The organism is Aequorivita sp. Q41 (assembly GCF_039831855.1).
In the GTDB taxonomy this organism is placed as follows: Bacteria; Bacteroidota; Bacteroidia; order Flavobacteriales; family Flavobacteriaceae; genus Aequorivita.
Genome location: NZ_JBDPMS010000001.1, coordinates 1,029,919 through 1,045,192, shown reverse-complemented (window position 1 = coordinate 1,045,192; position 15,274 = coordinate 1,029,919). Strand labels below are relative to the sequence as shown.

The following is a 15,274-nucleotide window of genomic DNA, read 5'->3' as shown; positions in this document are numbered from 1 at the left end:
TTATGCTGGTTGTAGTTGTTTTGTGAAATGAGGGTGTGACCATTCACCTTTATCTAATATTTTGCAAGCAGAAAGCAAGATGTCTTCTGGATTTTCAGATTTAGACATATATTTAATAAATGAGAAATAGTTATTTGAAAGTAATTTTGAAGCTGCCGCAGGTATTTCAGCTGAAAGGCTTGAGTTTCCTATGATGGTAACTCCCTTATAGTTGACAACTTCTTTGTTTTTTGAAAGTTCACAGTTTCCTCCTTGTTCTGCAGCAAGATCGATAATAACACTTCCAGGCTGCATCGCCTGTACAGAGCGCGTTTCTATGAGTAAAGGTGCTTTTCTTCCAGGAATGTTGGCGGTACTGATAATAATATTTGCAGATTGGATATGCTTGTGAATTAATTCTTTTTGCTTTTGTTGGTATTCTTCGCTTTGCTCTACGGCATACCCTCCAGCATTTGAGGATTCTACATAACCTTCCACTTCAATAAATGTTGCGCCAAGGCTGCGTACTTCTTCGCCAGCAGATTTTCTAACGTCAAACACTTCTACTACGGCCCCCAATCTTCTTGCGGTGGCAATTGCTTGCAAGCCAGCAACACCCGCACCCAATACTAATATTTTTGCTGGGGTAAGTGTTCCGGCAGCTGTTGTAAACATTGGGAACACCCCGTTATAAAATTCAGCCGATTTTAATATGGCACGATACCCAGCCAAGGATGCCATGGACGAAAGTACATCCATAGACTGTGCTAAGGTAGTTCTTGGTAAAAGGTCCAGACTATAAACTGTAGCACCATGATTTTTATAAGTAGCGAATTTCGAATCATGAAATAGGGGATTGAAAATACCAATGAAGCAACAATCCCCCTTCATTTCCACTTCGCTAAAAGTATGATTTATGGATACAATGGTATCCGATTTTTTAACTACGGTTTCACGAGGCATGCACGTGGCTCCCGCTTTTGTGTATTCTTCATCTTCAATTTGAAGCGAGCTGCCCAGCCCAGGTTCAAAAAGCACATGGAGGTTTAACTCCCCTGTAATACGCGCTACCTCCTTGGGCAACAAACAAACCCGTGGATCATTTGGGGTTTTTAAAATTCCAATTGTCATAAGCTTTGGCTGCTCGCTCATTGTTTTAAATAAATTATGTCGTTGTACTTATTTGCTCAGAATTGAAAAATATTCTTCCTTAACTTCTCTATATTTTTTTAAATAAAGCATGTATTTTTTTCTGAATTTTTCATGCTCGGTTATATAAAACATATCACAGTCTGCATCTTCACATTCGGTAGCTTTAGGAAGTACTTCTTTGTATTTTAAAAAGTCGTTTATAACTCGTGTATTATCTTCACTTTCTTTTTTGAGTTTAAGACGAATCGTTTTAGATGCTTCATTTTTGTGAACTTCTAAATTCTCAAGATTTAACAAGTTTGTAATTTCTTTGGCTATATAATAGAGATGCTCAATCCAGCTCTCTAATTCAATTGAATTGTTTTTGAAAGTGATTGTTTCCGGAGAATCGTGATCGTAAATCTGCATTATATAACTAATTTTTAGGTGATAATTTCTATAATAGAACGTCTATATCAATAGGTTTTTCAGCTTGTTTTACATTTGTAATCTGTAATTCTTTAGCACCATTTGGAAAATTCCAGATAACGGAATCTCCTTCTGCATAGCCCATAACTGCCGAACCCATTGGTGCCAAAATGGAAATTTTGTTGGCCGAAATATCACGGTCTGTTGGGATTACCAATTGAAATTGAGTTTCCCAAGTCCCAGATTTTACTGTTACAAGGCTGTTAAAGCGAATTACATCTTCAGGCATGCTTTCATTGTCGTAAATAATTGCACTTGTAAGTTCACCACTTAACTTTTTTAAAGAATCTTTTGTGTTTTGGTCTTTGTAGTACCCTGTTACATTCAAAAGGCGCTTTAAAAAAACATATTCTTTTTTCTCTAATACTATATTTTCATATTTCATCGCTCTTCAATTTTTTAAAATGATAAAACATCCATTAGTGTTTTAATTTCTAATGGATGTTCCATCAACCCCATATTTATTATGGGAAAATACCTCTTAAAATATATGCTTTTTCAATACGTTCTATGGCAATACTAAAAGCTGCAGTACGCATGTCTACCGAGTTTTCTTCAGAATAGGCTGTAACCTTTTTAAAGGTAGTACGAAGTTTTTTCTCTAATTTCTCAAGGATTTCATCCATCTGCCAAAGCTCTCCGTTACGATTTTGAAGCCATTCAAAATAGCTGCCAATTACACCCCCAGAATTACACATAATGTCTGGAATAATGGTAATGCCACGTTCCAGCAATATTTTTTCGCCTTCCACATCTGTAGGCCCATTAGCACCTTCGGCAATTAATGATGCTTTTACAGCATTGGCATTGTGTTTTGTAATTTGGTTGCCCAAAGCTGCAGGTATACAGATATCGCAATCTAATGCAAAGAAATCACTACTTTCTAAAGGTGTAGCCTCAGGGAACCCTACAATGCTACCATTGTTTGCTTTTCCGTAGTTGAAAAGATCTTCAACTGTGATTCCAGAATTGTTTTGAACGCTTCCGAAGGCATCTTGAACTCCGATCATTTTTGCGCCTTCATTTTCAAGAAAATGTGCAGCCCAATACCCAACGTTTCCAAAACCTTGAACAATAAAAGTTTTACCTTTTAAGCTTTGATTGTTTTTTTCAGCCCAAAATTTAATAGTTAAAAATACACCGTAACCGGTTGCGCGATCACGACCCTCTAAACCACCGCTACCTACAGGCTTTCCTGTAACTACGTGTTGGTTTTTAGAGCGTTCACTCGTATTTTTAGTACTCATATACGTATCTGCAATCCACGCCATTGTTTGGTCGTTTGTATTTACGTCTGGTGCAGGAATATCATGCTCAGGCCCAATATTTTCGCCTAAAGCATAAGTGAATCTACGTGTAATGCGTTCTAGTTCACTTTTTGAATATTTTGAAGGATCAATTTGGATACCTCCTTTAGCGCCTCCATAAGGTAGACCTGCCAACGAAGTTTTCCATGTCATCCACATTGCTAAAGCACGTGCAGCGTCAATATCTACAGTTGGGTGATAGCGAAGCCCTCCTTTATATGGCCCCAAAGCATTGTTGTGCTGTACTCTATATCCAGTAAATATTTGCACATCACCATTGTCCATACGAACTGGAAAATTGATGATTATCTCTGTATTCGTAATACTTAGAATCTTGCGAACGTTTGGGTTTAGCTTTATTTGGTCGGCAGCTGTATTAAACTGTTCCAACACATTTTCCAACATTCCTTTTTTTACAGTTATTGGTTTTTCCACTGTTTGTTCATTTGTCATTTTAATATTTTTTTAAATTGTAACCAATTCTGGCTCGCTTTCTTTGATTTTCACAATAGGTTTTGGTGCTTGGTACTGTGATTCATCAAATTCACTACATGAAAATACCAAGCTTTTATTGTGCGTTAACACACAAAAAGATTCGTACGCACATTTAGGACAAAGGTTTAAAGAATTAGCATTCATAGATACTTTTTGTTTGCTATTCCTATTGACAAGCTGTGTGCCATTAGCACCTTTAGAGTCTAAGGGATTAGGTAAACGGCTGAAATAAAAAGGTTTAAGTGTTTTTGGGGAGTTTGTGTGGTGTAGTGTATGTGGGGAAATTCGTACCGTAGTGGGGTAAAACTCCCCAATTGCGATATTTTAAACTATATATTTTAGAATAAAATTTATAGAAATATAAAACTACTTTTTGAATTTACTGCGAAGTGTTTTGCGGTCAATTTTTAAAATTTCTGCAGCTTTCGTTTGATTGTTATCTGTTGCAGCCAATACCTTTTCAATATATTTTTTTTCAATTTCCTTTAAAGAAAGCAAATCGTCCTTCGGAAAATCTATTTGATATTTTAAACTTTCAGGCAAATCTTTGATGCCAATCGTTCTATCACACATAATTACAGCCCGCTGAATTACATTTTCTAACTCTCGAATATTTCCTGGCCAATTATAACGTTGCATCAGCGCTTTTGCTTCGGAATCAATTGTTATATACCGGTCCTTATATTCATTTCCATATTTAAGAAGAAATTTATCTGCCAATAATGCAATATCCTCTTTGCGTTCACGAAGAGGTGGGACATTAATTTCTACAACCGTTAAGCGATAAAAAAGATCTTCGCGGAAAGTTTCCTTTGCAATCATTTCCTTTAAATTGCTATTAGTAGCCGCGATAACACGTACGTCTATTTTTTCACTTTTCCGGGCACCTACTTTTACAATTTCTTTTTCTTGTAAAACTCTTAAAAGTCTAGATTGCACCGCGAGAGAGGCGTTGCCTATTTCATCAAGAAAAATTGTACCGCCTTCAGCAGCTTGAAAAAACCCTTCCCGATTGTCATTTGCTCCTGTAAAAGCACCTTTTATATACCCAAAAAGTTCAGATTCCAATAAGTTTTCAGGAATTCCACCGCAATTAACCGCGATAAATGGTGCGCGCGAAAACTTTCCGTTATAATGAATAGATCGTGCAACAAGCTCTTTTCCGGTACCGCTTTCACCGCTAATATAAATTGTGGCTTTGTTGTCTTTTACACGATCAATAATTTGCGTTACATTTTTTATAGCTTCACTTTCGCCAATTATTTCGTTGTATTTTTTAGTTTGCTTGTTTGCAGTAGATGTCTTTTTATTCTTTTCTAGTGGAAGCGATTTTAGGACACTTTTTTTTAATTCTTCTTTGGTAAAAGGTTTCACCAAATAATCTACAGCCCCGAATTTAATTACTGAAAGTTCGTCCTGCACAGACGGATAGCCTGTAACTACAAGTTTCGGGAGCGTAGGATAATGCTCTGCAGCAAATTTTATAAGTTGAAATCCATCAACTTCTGGCATTTTTAAGTCTGTAATAAGCAAATCGATTTCCGTATCACGCAGAATGACGATGGCTTCTTTTACCGAAACAGCTTTGTAAGTATGGTAATGTAACGATTGCAAATGACGCTGGATAAGCTCCAGAATATTGATGTCGTCATCTACAATTAATATGTTTTCCTTTTGCAGCATTGTTGTTATTGTTTCGGAAAAGTAATAATAAATAATGCACCTGTGGGGTTATTTGCCTGATAATCTATGGTGCCTCGGTGGCTTTTTATAATCCCATGAACCACGCTTAATCCTAGACCAGAGCCATCTCCCACGGTTTTTGTTGTAAAAAAAGGCTGAAATATTTTCTGAACATTTTCTGGTTCAATACCAGAGCCTTCATCAGAAATTTTAAGAATTATTTTTTTTGAAGTTTCTTCCAAGGTTATTTCAATCAACCCATTTTTAGGTGAAAAATAGATGGCATTAAGGACCAAATTAAAGATTACTTGAGTAAGTTGGATGGTGTCTGCTTTTAATAATATTTCACCTTTTGGAAGTGTGGTTTTACAAGTAAGTTCGTTTTTTTTAAAAGTAGCATCTAGAAGATTTATAGCTTCTTTTATTACTGGCACGATATCGGTTTTTGTGAAATTTTGTGGCATTTCACAAGCAAAGAACATTAGTTTTTTCACTACTTCACGCGAAAAAATAGCACTGTTTATAATTTTATCGAGATCTTTATTAGCCTGAGTGCTGTTTGGCTCTTTGCCTTTAAGAAGTTCCGCAAAGCCTAGAATATTTGCAAGGGGGGTGTTAAGTTCGTGTGCTATACCAGCAGTAATTTCGCCCAAAATACTTAAACGATCCGCATGTTCCATTTTTCGTTTTATAACCGCTTCATTTTCTCTGATGGCAACACGCTCTAATAAATCTCCGACATTGATGGCGACGTTTTTCAGCAATTTTTTTTCTTCTTTTAAAAAATCTTTTTTCTCAAATTTATCTGTGGAATAGTGAACTTTTATATATCCTTTGGGTTCATTGAAAATAGTAATTATACTTTCAATAAACACACTTTTATGTGGTAAAGCTGAAGTGATAAGGTGAAGTTTTTCGGCCTTGATTTCTACGATAGTGTTTTTACTATACTGAAAAGATTTACGTAAACTAAGCGCAATGGAATAGAGCGTTTTATCAACTTCTTTATAATCGTTATTTACTATTATGGAAGAGACTTCGTATAGACAGGTAAGTTCTTTAATACGTTCTTTAAGGTTTTTTTCTAAAGTCATAAAAGCACTTCATTTTTTTTTCAAAGGTATTAATTAAAACAATCTCCGTCTAAAAACTTAAATAGACCATTACTCAAGGTGAAAAAAATGTGGATTAATAAAGGCAAAATGTTTTATAAAGCAGTAAAATAAAAATCGGGATGAAACTTATTTTAGGTCTTTTTTTACCAAAAGATAGAAATCATTATCCAGCGGTAGATAGCCTTGGTCGTATAAGTAAAAGTATGTTGCGCCAGATTTTGTAGTGTAAATTCCGGTAAAATAATCAAAACTAAAACCCATTCGTAGCAGTTTGTCCTTAGTGGTTTTGGTTTTGTCATCGGGATTTAAAGTTTCAAGTATGCGATAGTTTTTCCGAAGCCTATTATTAATGTTTCGCACCAGGTTTTTGTTGTCCTTATTCAAGGAATTATTGTGTGCATTTCGACATGCATCACTACAGAATTTTTTGTCAATTCGTCCAATCAATTTATCGCCACATTCCGGACAAGTTCTTTCCATATTTTAAAGATAGAATTTTTTTCCGAAAGGCTAAACCAAAAAAAGAAGCAGTAGTATTGCTAGTTATCTTTTTTAGCTTCTTTTATATGAAATCTATAAACAGCTTCAAATTTTAAAAATACACCTCCATTTAGTGCTGGGTTCAATTGGGTGCGATCGTCTCCAAAACTAAAAGCTGAAACCCCCAAATCCTGTTTATCGCCTGCAGCATACATTTCATAATTATTACTAGAATACCCTAATTTTGCTCGTATTAGAACACTTTCTTCCAAGGCATTAAATTGTACATAGCTGGCAAACTCTAAAGAGCTAAGGTCTGCATATACTGTAGGGTTATTTTTATACTGAACATTATAACTCCGCCCAATTCCAAAATAATCTATCCCAATTGTTGTAATGCCCAATTTATAGCTTACAGCTGCAGAAATGGGTAAGCTCATATCCATTTCAAACCTTTTATTAGGACTCATATAATACCAGCCTAAAATGGGTGTTGTAAAAAGTCCGAAAGCTTCTTGCGATGCGTAAACACCAAAGCGGTATTTAAGATTTTCATTCTTTTTCAGCTTTAAAACCGCAAAACCACCTAAATAAAAATCATCACTTGAAATATGGTTGTAATCTGAGGCAATTTTGGGTAATAAAACAATAGTTGTGCTCCACTTTTCAGACCAAGTTGAAGCCATTCCCAGTTTTATGTTTGTGCTATAAAGACTGACGAATTCGGTGTCTGGAAAGAGTTGAAGGTTGTTTCTGCTAAAATCTGCCCCTGTTATTATGGCATGTTTTTCATTTATAACCACAGGAAAAGTAAGACCCGCTTCGAAAGATTTTACATAGGTACTGCTGGTTACACCTTCAAAATTATTATTGAAGGTCTGGCCATAATTAAGGCGAAAAATATCTACATATTCTTGTGAAAATGTTATCCATGGAATGAATAAAAGTAAGAATATGATTTTTTTCAAATTATCCTTTTTTATTTTTTAAAAGCATCAATCCCATTTCGCAGCCAAGTGTTGTATTCCTCAATGTCTGGTGTGTAACCAACAGGGTCTATAAGGTTTTCTTCGTCATGGTCCATTAAAACATAGAATGGTTGCGCGTTTGCTTTATACTTAAGAATTTGAAACTCACTCCATTTTTGTCCAATATAGCGAAGTTTTTTTCCAGATATTTCTGAAACAATCTCTTGGCCATCAGGTAACGGACGTTTGTCGTCCACATAAAGTGAAATAAGCACAATATCCTCCTTAAGTGGTTTTAATATTTTTGGTTCACTCCAAACGCGTTCTTCCATTTTACGGCAATTTACACATGCGTGTCCAGTGAAATCGATTAAAACTGGCTTTCCAACTTTTTTGGCGTAGGCCAAACCGGTTTCGTAATCGTGGAATGAAATAATATCGTGTGGTCCTAAATGTGCGCCTTCTGGAAATTCTTCAAGACTGGAAGTGCCACCACTGCCTAGTTTTGTATACCCAACGCCATACGGAGATTCGCTATAATTCATAGCTGGTGGGAAGCCACTAATTAATTTTAATGGTGCGCCCCAAAGTCCAGGAATCATATAAATAGTAAAGGCTAAAACGAGTAAACCCAGACTCAATCTTCCTACTGAAATGTGTGATAAAGGAGAATCGTGCGGTAACTTTATTTTTCCGAAGAGATACAGTGCCAAAATTCCAAATATAGCAATCCATATAGCTAAGAACACTTCTCTTTCCAGCCAATGAAGCTGAAGTACTAAATCTGCATTCGATAAAAATTTGAATGCTAATGCAAGTTCTAGAAAGCCTAAAAATACTTTTACTGTATTTAACCAACCACCAGATTTTGGAAGCGAGTTCATCCAGCCTGGGAAAGCGGCAAAAAGTGCAAAAGGCAATGCGAGTGCTAAAGAGAACCCAAACATCCCAACAAATGGAGCAATACCTCCTTTTGAAGCGGCTTCAACCAACAAGGTTCCTACAATTGGACCTGTGCAAGAAAAGGAAACGATAGCCAAGGCTAAAGCCATAAAGAAAATTCCAATTAATCCACCGCGATCTGCTTGTCTATCCACTTTATTTGCCCAAGAATTTGGCAGCATAATTTCAAAAGCCCCTAAGAATGAGAATGCAAAAACAACCAATAATAAAAAGAAGATAACATTAAACCAAACGTTTGTAGATAGGGCATTAAGAGCATCTGCTCCAAACAGCCACGTAACTATTGCGCCAAGGAAAATGTATATAAGGATGATTGCAATACCGTATATGATTGCATTTTTAATACCTGCGGCACGTGTTTTACTCTGTTTGGTAAAAAAACTAACCGTCATGGGTATCATCGGGAAAACACAAGGCGTTAATAAAGCAGCGAAACCTGATAGGAAAGCAATAAAAAAGATAGTCCAAAGTCCTTTATTTTCTTCTTTTTTGTTTTGTTCAACCGCAGTAAGGGAATTTTTTGTGTCAGTTTGAATTGTATCGATTACAGCTTCCGTTTGTGAAGTTTCAAGGGCTGTTGTGTCTTCAATTACTTCAGTAATATCAGTGTCAGAAGTATTAGCATCATCTGGAATTACTGCTGTTTCAGTATTTTGTTCTGGGGCAGGAATCTTAAAGACTAAATCTACATAATTAGGCGGCAGACAGCGGGTGTCATCACATACCATAAACTCAACTTCACCTTTTATAGTGGTTCCTTTAGTCCCAGTTAGCTTTATTCTTTTAGTGAATGTTGCTGTGTTTGAGAAGAAGGTAATTACCATATCGAACACAGGATCGAGTTCAGTAGTTCCTTTACTTTCTTTTATTTTTCCTACAGATTGATAGGCATCGTTTTCTTCAAAAGTAAAAACAGTAGGCAAGGGTCCATTTTCAGGAACAACTTGCGAATACAAGTGCCATTTATCTTCTATGGTTGCTTTTGAAATTAAATCGTATTCAGTCTCCGATATTTTTTTAATGCTCGTTGACCATTTTACGGGATCAAGGATTTGAGATTGAAGGGCAGTAAATGAAATTAATGCTACAAGTAGGGATAGTAATAATTTTTTCATTAGTGAAAATAATTTTATAGAGGTCTTTAAAGGACATCAAATTTGAGGGAAAAAATGGAGTATTCAAAATTATCATGTGGTTTTAAGTAAAAAAATTAAAAAAACCTTAACAAATATAGATATACACGATGGTAATTTAATAGAAACAAAACATATAATAACTGTTGAAAGTTTATAATCCCTATTTTTGCATTCTAATAAGGTGAGTGTCAATCATTATATTGTGTGAAACTAAAATAGAATAAATGGTTTTGTTTTGGGTTTTGTTGGTAAAATGGTATTATATTCGCCGAAAATTTTAAAAACTTTTGATTATGAAATTAACAAAATTGATTTTCCTTTTTGCTCTTTCTGTGGTAGCATTTAGCTGTAGTAGTGACGATGATGGTGGGCCAGCTCCATACGAGTATAACAAAGACAACCTTACGGGTACTTATGCGATTGTTTCTTTCCAAAGTAAAGAAGTAGAAACAGTAAATGTTAGTGGATTTGATGTTGTTACTACAACAACTTCTATTGGGGATACTTTTGATTTTTCAGCTGTTTTTGCCTCTAATAATACTTTAACGGTAAATGGAACCTATAGAATTTCAGAAACTGTAACACAGGGGAATCAGACATCATCTGATACATACATCGTTGTGGTAAATAATGAAACAGGTGGGTATGTTGTGAATTCAGCTACTTCTGAATTAACCCTTGATGGTGATACGTATCAAGTGAGTAATTTTAGCCCTACTGGGTTTCAACTAAACCTTTCTGAAACTACTACAGAGCCTAATGGGGATAATACTGTTTATACTGAGGAGCTTAGATTCACAAAGGAGTAAATAGCATATAAATACTACATTAAAGCTACCTTCCCTGAAGGTGGCTTTTTTATTATATAAGCAGCTGTAATTTTCTTCGCAAACTCAAACGAAAGAGCAAGGTACTTTTTCTTCAAAAAACCTTACTTTTGCACACTTTATTGCAACACACATAGCTATGAGCACAAAATTTAAAGAATACAAAGGGCTAGACCTCCCTAAAATGGCGGAAGAAGTACTCAATTTCTGGAAAGATGAAAACATCTTTGAGCAGAGTATTTCCATTCGTAAAGAGGCCGCACCATTTGTATTTTTTGAAGGACCTCCATCTGCCAATGGGCTTCCGGGAATTCATCACGTTATGGCGCGCGCTATAAAAGATATTTTTTGTCGCTATAAAACCCAAAAAGGATTTAAAGTAGATCGAAAAGCAGGGTGGGATACGCATGGTTTGCCTATTGAATTGGGCGTAGAAAAAGAACTCGGCATTACCAAAGAAGATATCGGTAAAAAAATCTCTGTTGAAGAATATAACGCCGCTTGTAAAAAAGCTGTAATGCGTTACACAGACGTTTGGAACAAAGTAACCGAAAGCTATGGATATTGGGTAGATATGGAAGATCCCTATGTTACTTATGAGCCAAAATACATGGAAACTGTTTGGTGGTTGCTAAAAGAAATTTACACTAAAAAATTAATTTACAAAGGCTATACAATTCAACCCTATTCTCCAAAAGCGGGAACAGGACTAAGCTCACACGAGCTTAACCAGCCAGGAACCTATCAAGATACTACAGACACAACAGTAGTCGCTCAGTTTAAGGCAATGGCAGAAACGTTGCCAGATTTTCTTGCAGTAGAATCAAACAACATTTGGTTTCTTGCTTGGACAACAACCCCTTGGACTTTACCCAGCAATACAGCACTAACTGTAGGTGCGAAAATTGATTATGTGTTGGTGAAAACCTTTAACCAATACACGTTTCAACCCATCAATGTGATTTTGGCGAAAAATTTGGTTGCTAGTCAATTTGCCAATAAATACGAAGAAAAACCAAACGAAGAATCATTAGAAGCGTTTACTCAAGGCGATAAATTGATTCCATATTATGTTTCAAAAGAATTTAAAGGTGCAGATTTACTAGGCATTCGTTATGAACAATTACTAGATTATACCCTTCCTTTTGAAAATCCTGAAAATGCCTTTAGAATAATTTCTGGAGATTTTGTAACCACTGAAGACGGAACAGGAATTGTTCATACCGCGCCAACATTTGGTGCTGACGATGCAAAGGTTGCAAAAGAAGCAGTTCCAGAAGTACCGCCAATGCTTGTAAAAGATGAAAACGGAAACTTAGTTCCTTTGGTAGATCTTCAAGGAAAATTCCGCCCAGAAATGAAGGATCTTGCTGGCAAATATGTAAAAAATGAATATTATGACGCTGCCGATGTTCCTGAGAAATCAGTGGATGTAGAAATTGCCATTAGATTAAAAACTGAAAACAAAGCTTTTAAAGTTGAAAAATACGTTCACAGCTACCCAAATTGCTGGCGAACCGACAAACCAATTTTATATTATCCGTTAGATTCTTGGTTTATTAAAGTGACCGATTTCCGCGATAGAATGTTCGATTTGAACAAAGAAGTAAATTGGAAACCAAAAGCCACAGGCGAAGGCCGTTTTGGTAACTGGCTTGCAAATGCAAACGATTGGAATCTTTCACGTTCCCGCTATTGGGGAATTCCGTTGCCAATTTGGAGAACGGACGATGGAAAAGAAGAACTAATCATTGGTTCAGTAGAAGAATTAATGACCGAAATGCACAAATCTGTTGCCGCTGGAGTAATGGAAAATGTCATTTTTGAAGATTTCAAACCTGGAGATTTTTCAGAAGAAAACTATTCAAAAGTAGATCTTCATAAAAATATTGTAGACCAAATAACACTTGTTTCACCTAGTGGAAAACCAATGAAGCGGGAAGCCGATTTGATTGATGTGTGGTTTGACAGCGGAAGCATGCCGTATGCCCAATGGCATTATCCTTTCGAAAATAAGGAAAAGGTTGAAAATACGTGGCGCAAAGCAGATTTTATAGCCGAAGGTGTAGACCAAACACGGGGTTGGTTTTATACATTACACGCAATAGCAACCATGATTTTTGATGATGTTGCCTATAAAAATGTAGTTTCAAACGGACTTGTTTTAGATAAAAACGGGCAGAAAATGAGCAAGCGTCTTGGCAATGCCGTAGACCCATTTGAAACCCTAGATGTTTTTGGGCCAGATGCCACGCGTTGGTATATGATTAGTAATGCCAACCCTTGGGACAACTTAAAGTTTGATCAAGACGGCATTTCTGAAGTGCGTAATAAATTCTTCGGAACACTTTACAATACCTATAGTTTCTTTAGTTTATATGCGAATCTGGATAACTTTCAATATCTTGAAGAAGACCTGCCGCTAGCAAAACGCCCAGAAATAGACCGTTGGATTCTTTCAGAATTACATACCCTTATTCAAAAAGTGGATGCTTATTATGCAGATTATGAGCCTACCAAGGCAACACGGGCCATTTCAGAATTTGTACAAGAAAATTTGAGCAACTGGTTTGTTCGTTTAAGTAGAAGAAGATATTGGAAAGGTAGTTATAAGGACGATAAAATTTCAGCATACCAAACGCTTTATACATGTTTAGAAACCATTGCAAAATTGGGCGCGCCAGTAGCCCCATTTTTTATGGACAGACTTTACATAGATTTAACTCAAGGAACAACAAAAGAAGGTAAAGCTTCGGTACATTTGACCGATTTTCCAAAAGCAGACACTTCGTTCATTGATAAAAAATTGGAGCATAAAATGCAAAAGGCGCAAACAATATCATCTTTGGTGTTATCGTTACGTCAGCGTGAAAAAATAAAAGTACGTCAGCCACTTCAAAAAATAATGATTCCAGTTTTGGAAGAATCTGAAAAAGAAGAAATTTTAGCAGTTTCAGATTTAATTAAAAGCGAAGTAAACGTAAAAGAAATAGAACTGATTGATGAAGGTTCTGGAATGTTGGTAAAACAAATAAAACCAGATTTTAAGGCCCTTGGCCCACGTTTCGGAAAAGATATGAAAGCAGTGGCAGCGGCAATTTCAAACTTTGATCAGAAGCAAATTGCCGCACTTGAAAAAGAAGGGGAAATAACGGTATCTATTAATGAAAAAAATACTAATTTGGCACTCGCTGATGTAATTATAAGTTCTCAAGATATTGAAGGATGGCTGGTTGCAAACTCCAACGGAGTTACTGTCGCTCTGGATGTTACGATTACACCAGATTTAAAAAACGAAGGAATTGCAAGAGAATTGGTAAACAGAATACAAAACCTTCGAAAAGACAGTGGTTTTGAAGTAACAGACAAGGTTGAGGTTACACTTCAAGAAAATGAAAGATTAATTGATGCGGTTAATAAAAATTTAGCGTATATTAAGGAAGAAACATTGACAGCGGTTTTGCAATTTCAAGCCAAAGTAGAAACAGGAACAGAAATTGCATTTGATGATATTGAAACACGAATAAGTATTAAAAAACATTAATCATGACAGACACAGACAGAACCAGATATTCAGATGCCGAGCTGGAAGAATTTAGAGCACTTTTAAATGATAAAATAAAAAAGGCACAAGAACAATTGGAGTTAATCCAGAGTTCTTATAAAAACGATAGTAATAACGGTACAGACGATACTTCACCTACATTCAAAGCTTTTGATGAAGGAAGTGAAGTAATGAGCAAAGAAGCAAATTCACAGCTTGCAATTCGTCAGGAAAAATTTATCCGCGACCTTAAAAATGCCTTGGTTCGTATTGAAAACAAAACCTATGGCGTATGTCGTGTTACCGGAAAATTAATTAACAAAGAGCGTTTAAAGCTCGTTCCGCACGCTACCTTGAGTATTGAAGCGAAAAATTTACAAAAGTAATATTTTGATTACTTCCCAGAAGGGAAAATAAAACACAGCTCCTTTCATAGATTGGAGCTTTTTTTATGGCTAAAACTTTTTATACAATCCTATTTCTTATTTTTGGAAGTTCCTTTTGTGCCGCCCAGAAGGTGATTCAAAAAGAATTTTCTTCGAACGAAATACATGCTATTTCAATAAAAGATGATGCCATTTATTCTATTAATGTTGAAGCTACTGAACGTAAAACGGTGCTGCTTGCCGTTTATATTTCGGGAGAACATTCCGAGAGTGTGGTAATTGAAGAAAGACTTTCTGACGGAACCTTAGCACTAAACACGGGTTTTATGCCTTTTTTTACTTTAGAAAACGATAAACTCGCCGCTCATAAAGTAATGGCTATTGAAATAAAATTAACTGTACCAAAAACTATTTCAGTAGTATTAAAATCGAAACTGGCATCTTTAGAAACCAAGGGGGCAATAAAAGATCTAGCAGTTTTTTTACAAGATGGAAATTGTACGCTTATAGATTATAGCGGAAACGCACATCTTAAAACTAGAAACGGAAATATAACTGTTCATGCTCAGAAAACTGTTTCTGGCAGTGCAATTTCAGAAAATGGAACGGTTGAAAATTTACTTTTAAAAAACGGAGAATATATTATTGAAGCCGAAAGCATCAATGGAAATATTTGGCTACTGCAAACCAAATAATATTGCTATTTTTGCGACGCTCTACAAAGCCTTTTGTTTAATGAATTAATGAGGTTTCGGTCTCTGTAGAAAAAAT

At 35.9% G+C, this 15,274-nt stretch carries 13 protein-coding genes; 4 read left to right on the top strand and 9 right to left on the bottom strand.

Annotated features, from left to right (window positions below):
* The 9 genes from ABJ955_RS04890 to ABJ955_RS04850 all read right to left on the bottom strand — a co-directional run bounded on the left by ABJ955_RS04890 (position 1) and on the right by ABJ955_RS04850 (position 9,725).
* Complete coding sequence (locus ABJ955_RS04890) at positions 1 to 1,131, bottom strand: NAD(P) transhydrogenase subunit alpha (protein ID WP_347373483.1); 1,131 nt, start codon at positions 1,129 to 1,131, stop codon at positions 1 to 3.
* A gap of 27 nt (positions 1,132 to 1,158) precedes the next feature.
* Complete coding sequence (locus ABJ955_RS04885) at positions 1,159 to 1,539, bottom strand: hypothetical protein (RefSeq protein ID WP_347373482.1); 381 nt, start codon at positions 1,537 to 1,539, stop codon at positions 1,159 to 1,161.
* Between the two features lie 28 nt (positions 1,540 to 1,567).
* Positions 1,568 to 1,984: a GreA/GreB family elongation factor gene (locus tag ABJ955_RS04880; protein WP_347373481.1), complete on the bottom strand. Its 417-nt coding sequence runs from the start codon at positions 1,982 to 1,984 to the stop codon at positions 1,568 to 1,570.
* Positions 1,985 to 2,063: 79 nt separating this feature from the next.
* Entirely contained in the window at positions 2,064 to 3,359 is a 1,296-nt protein-coding gene (locus ABJ955_RS04875; RefSeq protein ID WP_347373480.1) for a Glu/Leu/Phe/Val dehydrogenase, read from the bottom strand.
* Positions 3,360 to 3,767: 408 nt separating this feature from the next.
* Positions 3,768 to 5,084 (bottom strand): sigma-54 dependent transcriptional regulator, encoded by a 1,317-nt coding sequence (locus ABJ955_RS04870; protein WP_347373479.1) that lies wholly within the window; start codon positions 5,082 to 5,084, stop codon positions 3,768 to 3,770.
* Between the two features lie 5 nt (positions 5,085 to 5,089).
* Entirely contained in the window at positions 5,090 to 6,178 is a 1,089-nt protein-coding gene (locus ABJ955_RS04865) for a HAMP domain-containing sensor histidine kinase (protein ID WP_347373478.1), read from the bottom strand.
* A 147-nt stretch (positions 6,179 to 6,325) separates the two neighbouring features.
* Positions 6,326 to 6,679 carry a hypothetical protein gene (locus ABJ955_RS04860; protein WP_347373477.1) on the bottom strand — a complete coding sequence of 118 codons (354 nt, stop codon included), beginning with the start codon at positions 6,677 to 6,679 and terminating at the stop codon, positions 6,326 to 6,328.
* Between the two features lie 59 nt (positions 6,680 to 6,738).
* The gene (locus tag ABJ955_RS04855; RefSeq protein WP_347373476.1) at positions 6,739 to 7,647 is read right to left on the bottom strand and encodes a DUF6268 family outer membrane beta-barrel protein; all 909 of its coding nucleotides are present in this window, start codon (positions 7,645 to 7,647) and stop codon (positions 6,739 to 6,741) included.
* 11 nt (positions 7,648 to 7,658) lie between these two features.
* Positions 7,659 to 9,725, bottom strand: coding sequence for a cytochrome c biogenesis protein CcdA (locus ABJ955_RS04850; protein ID WP_347373475.1), 2,067 nt, complete (start codon positions 9,723 to 9,725; stop codon positions 7,659 to 7,661).
* A gap of 314 nt (positions 9,726 to 10,039) precedes the next feature.
* On the opposite strand from ABJ955_RS04850, the gene ABJ955_RS04845 reads away from it, so the two are divergent.
* The 4 genes from ABJ955_RS04845 to ABJ955_RS04830 all read left to right on the top strand — a co-directional run bounded on the left by ABJ955_RS04845 (position 10,040) and on the right by ABJ955_RS04830 (position 15,198).
* The gene (locus tag ABJ955_RS04845) at positions 10,040 to 10,555 is read left to right on the top strand and encodes a hypothetical protein (RefSeq protein WP_347373474.1); all 516 of its coding nucleotides are present in this window, start codon (positions 10,040 to 10,042) and stop codon (positions 10,553 to 10,555) included.
* A gap of 157 nt (positions 10,556 to 10,712) precedes the next feature.
* A complete protein-coding gene (ileS, locus tag ABJ955_RS04840) occupies positions 10,713 to 14,117 on the top strand; it encodes an isoleucine--tRNA ligase (protein WP_347373473.1) in 3,405 nt (1,134 codons plus the stop codon).
* A 2-nt stretch (positions 14,118 to 14,119) separates the two neighbouring features.
* Complete coding sequence (locus ABJ955_RS04835; protein ID WP_347373472.1) at positions 14,120 to 14,503, top strand: TraR/DksA C4-type zinc finger protein; 384 nt, start codon at positions 14,120 to 14,122, stop codon at positions 14,501 to 14,503.
* Positions 14,504 to 14,568: 65 nt separating this feature from the next.
* Positions 14,569 to 15,198, top strand: coding sequence for a hypothetical protein (locus tag ABJ955_RS04830; RefSeq protein ID WP_347373471.1), 630 nt, complete (start codon positions 14,569 to 14,571; stop codon positions 15,196 to 15,198).
* Positions 15,199 to 15,274: the final 76 nt, after the last annotated feature.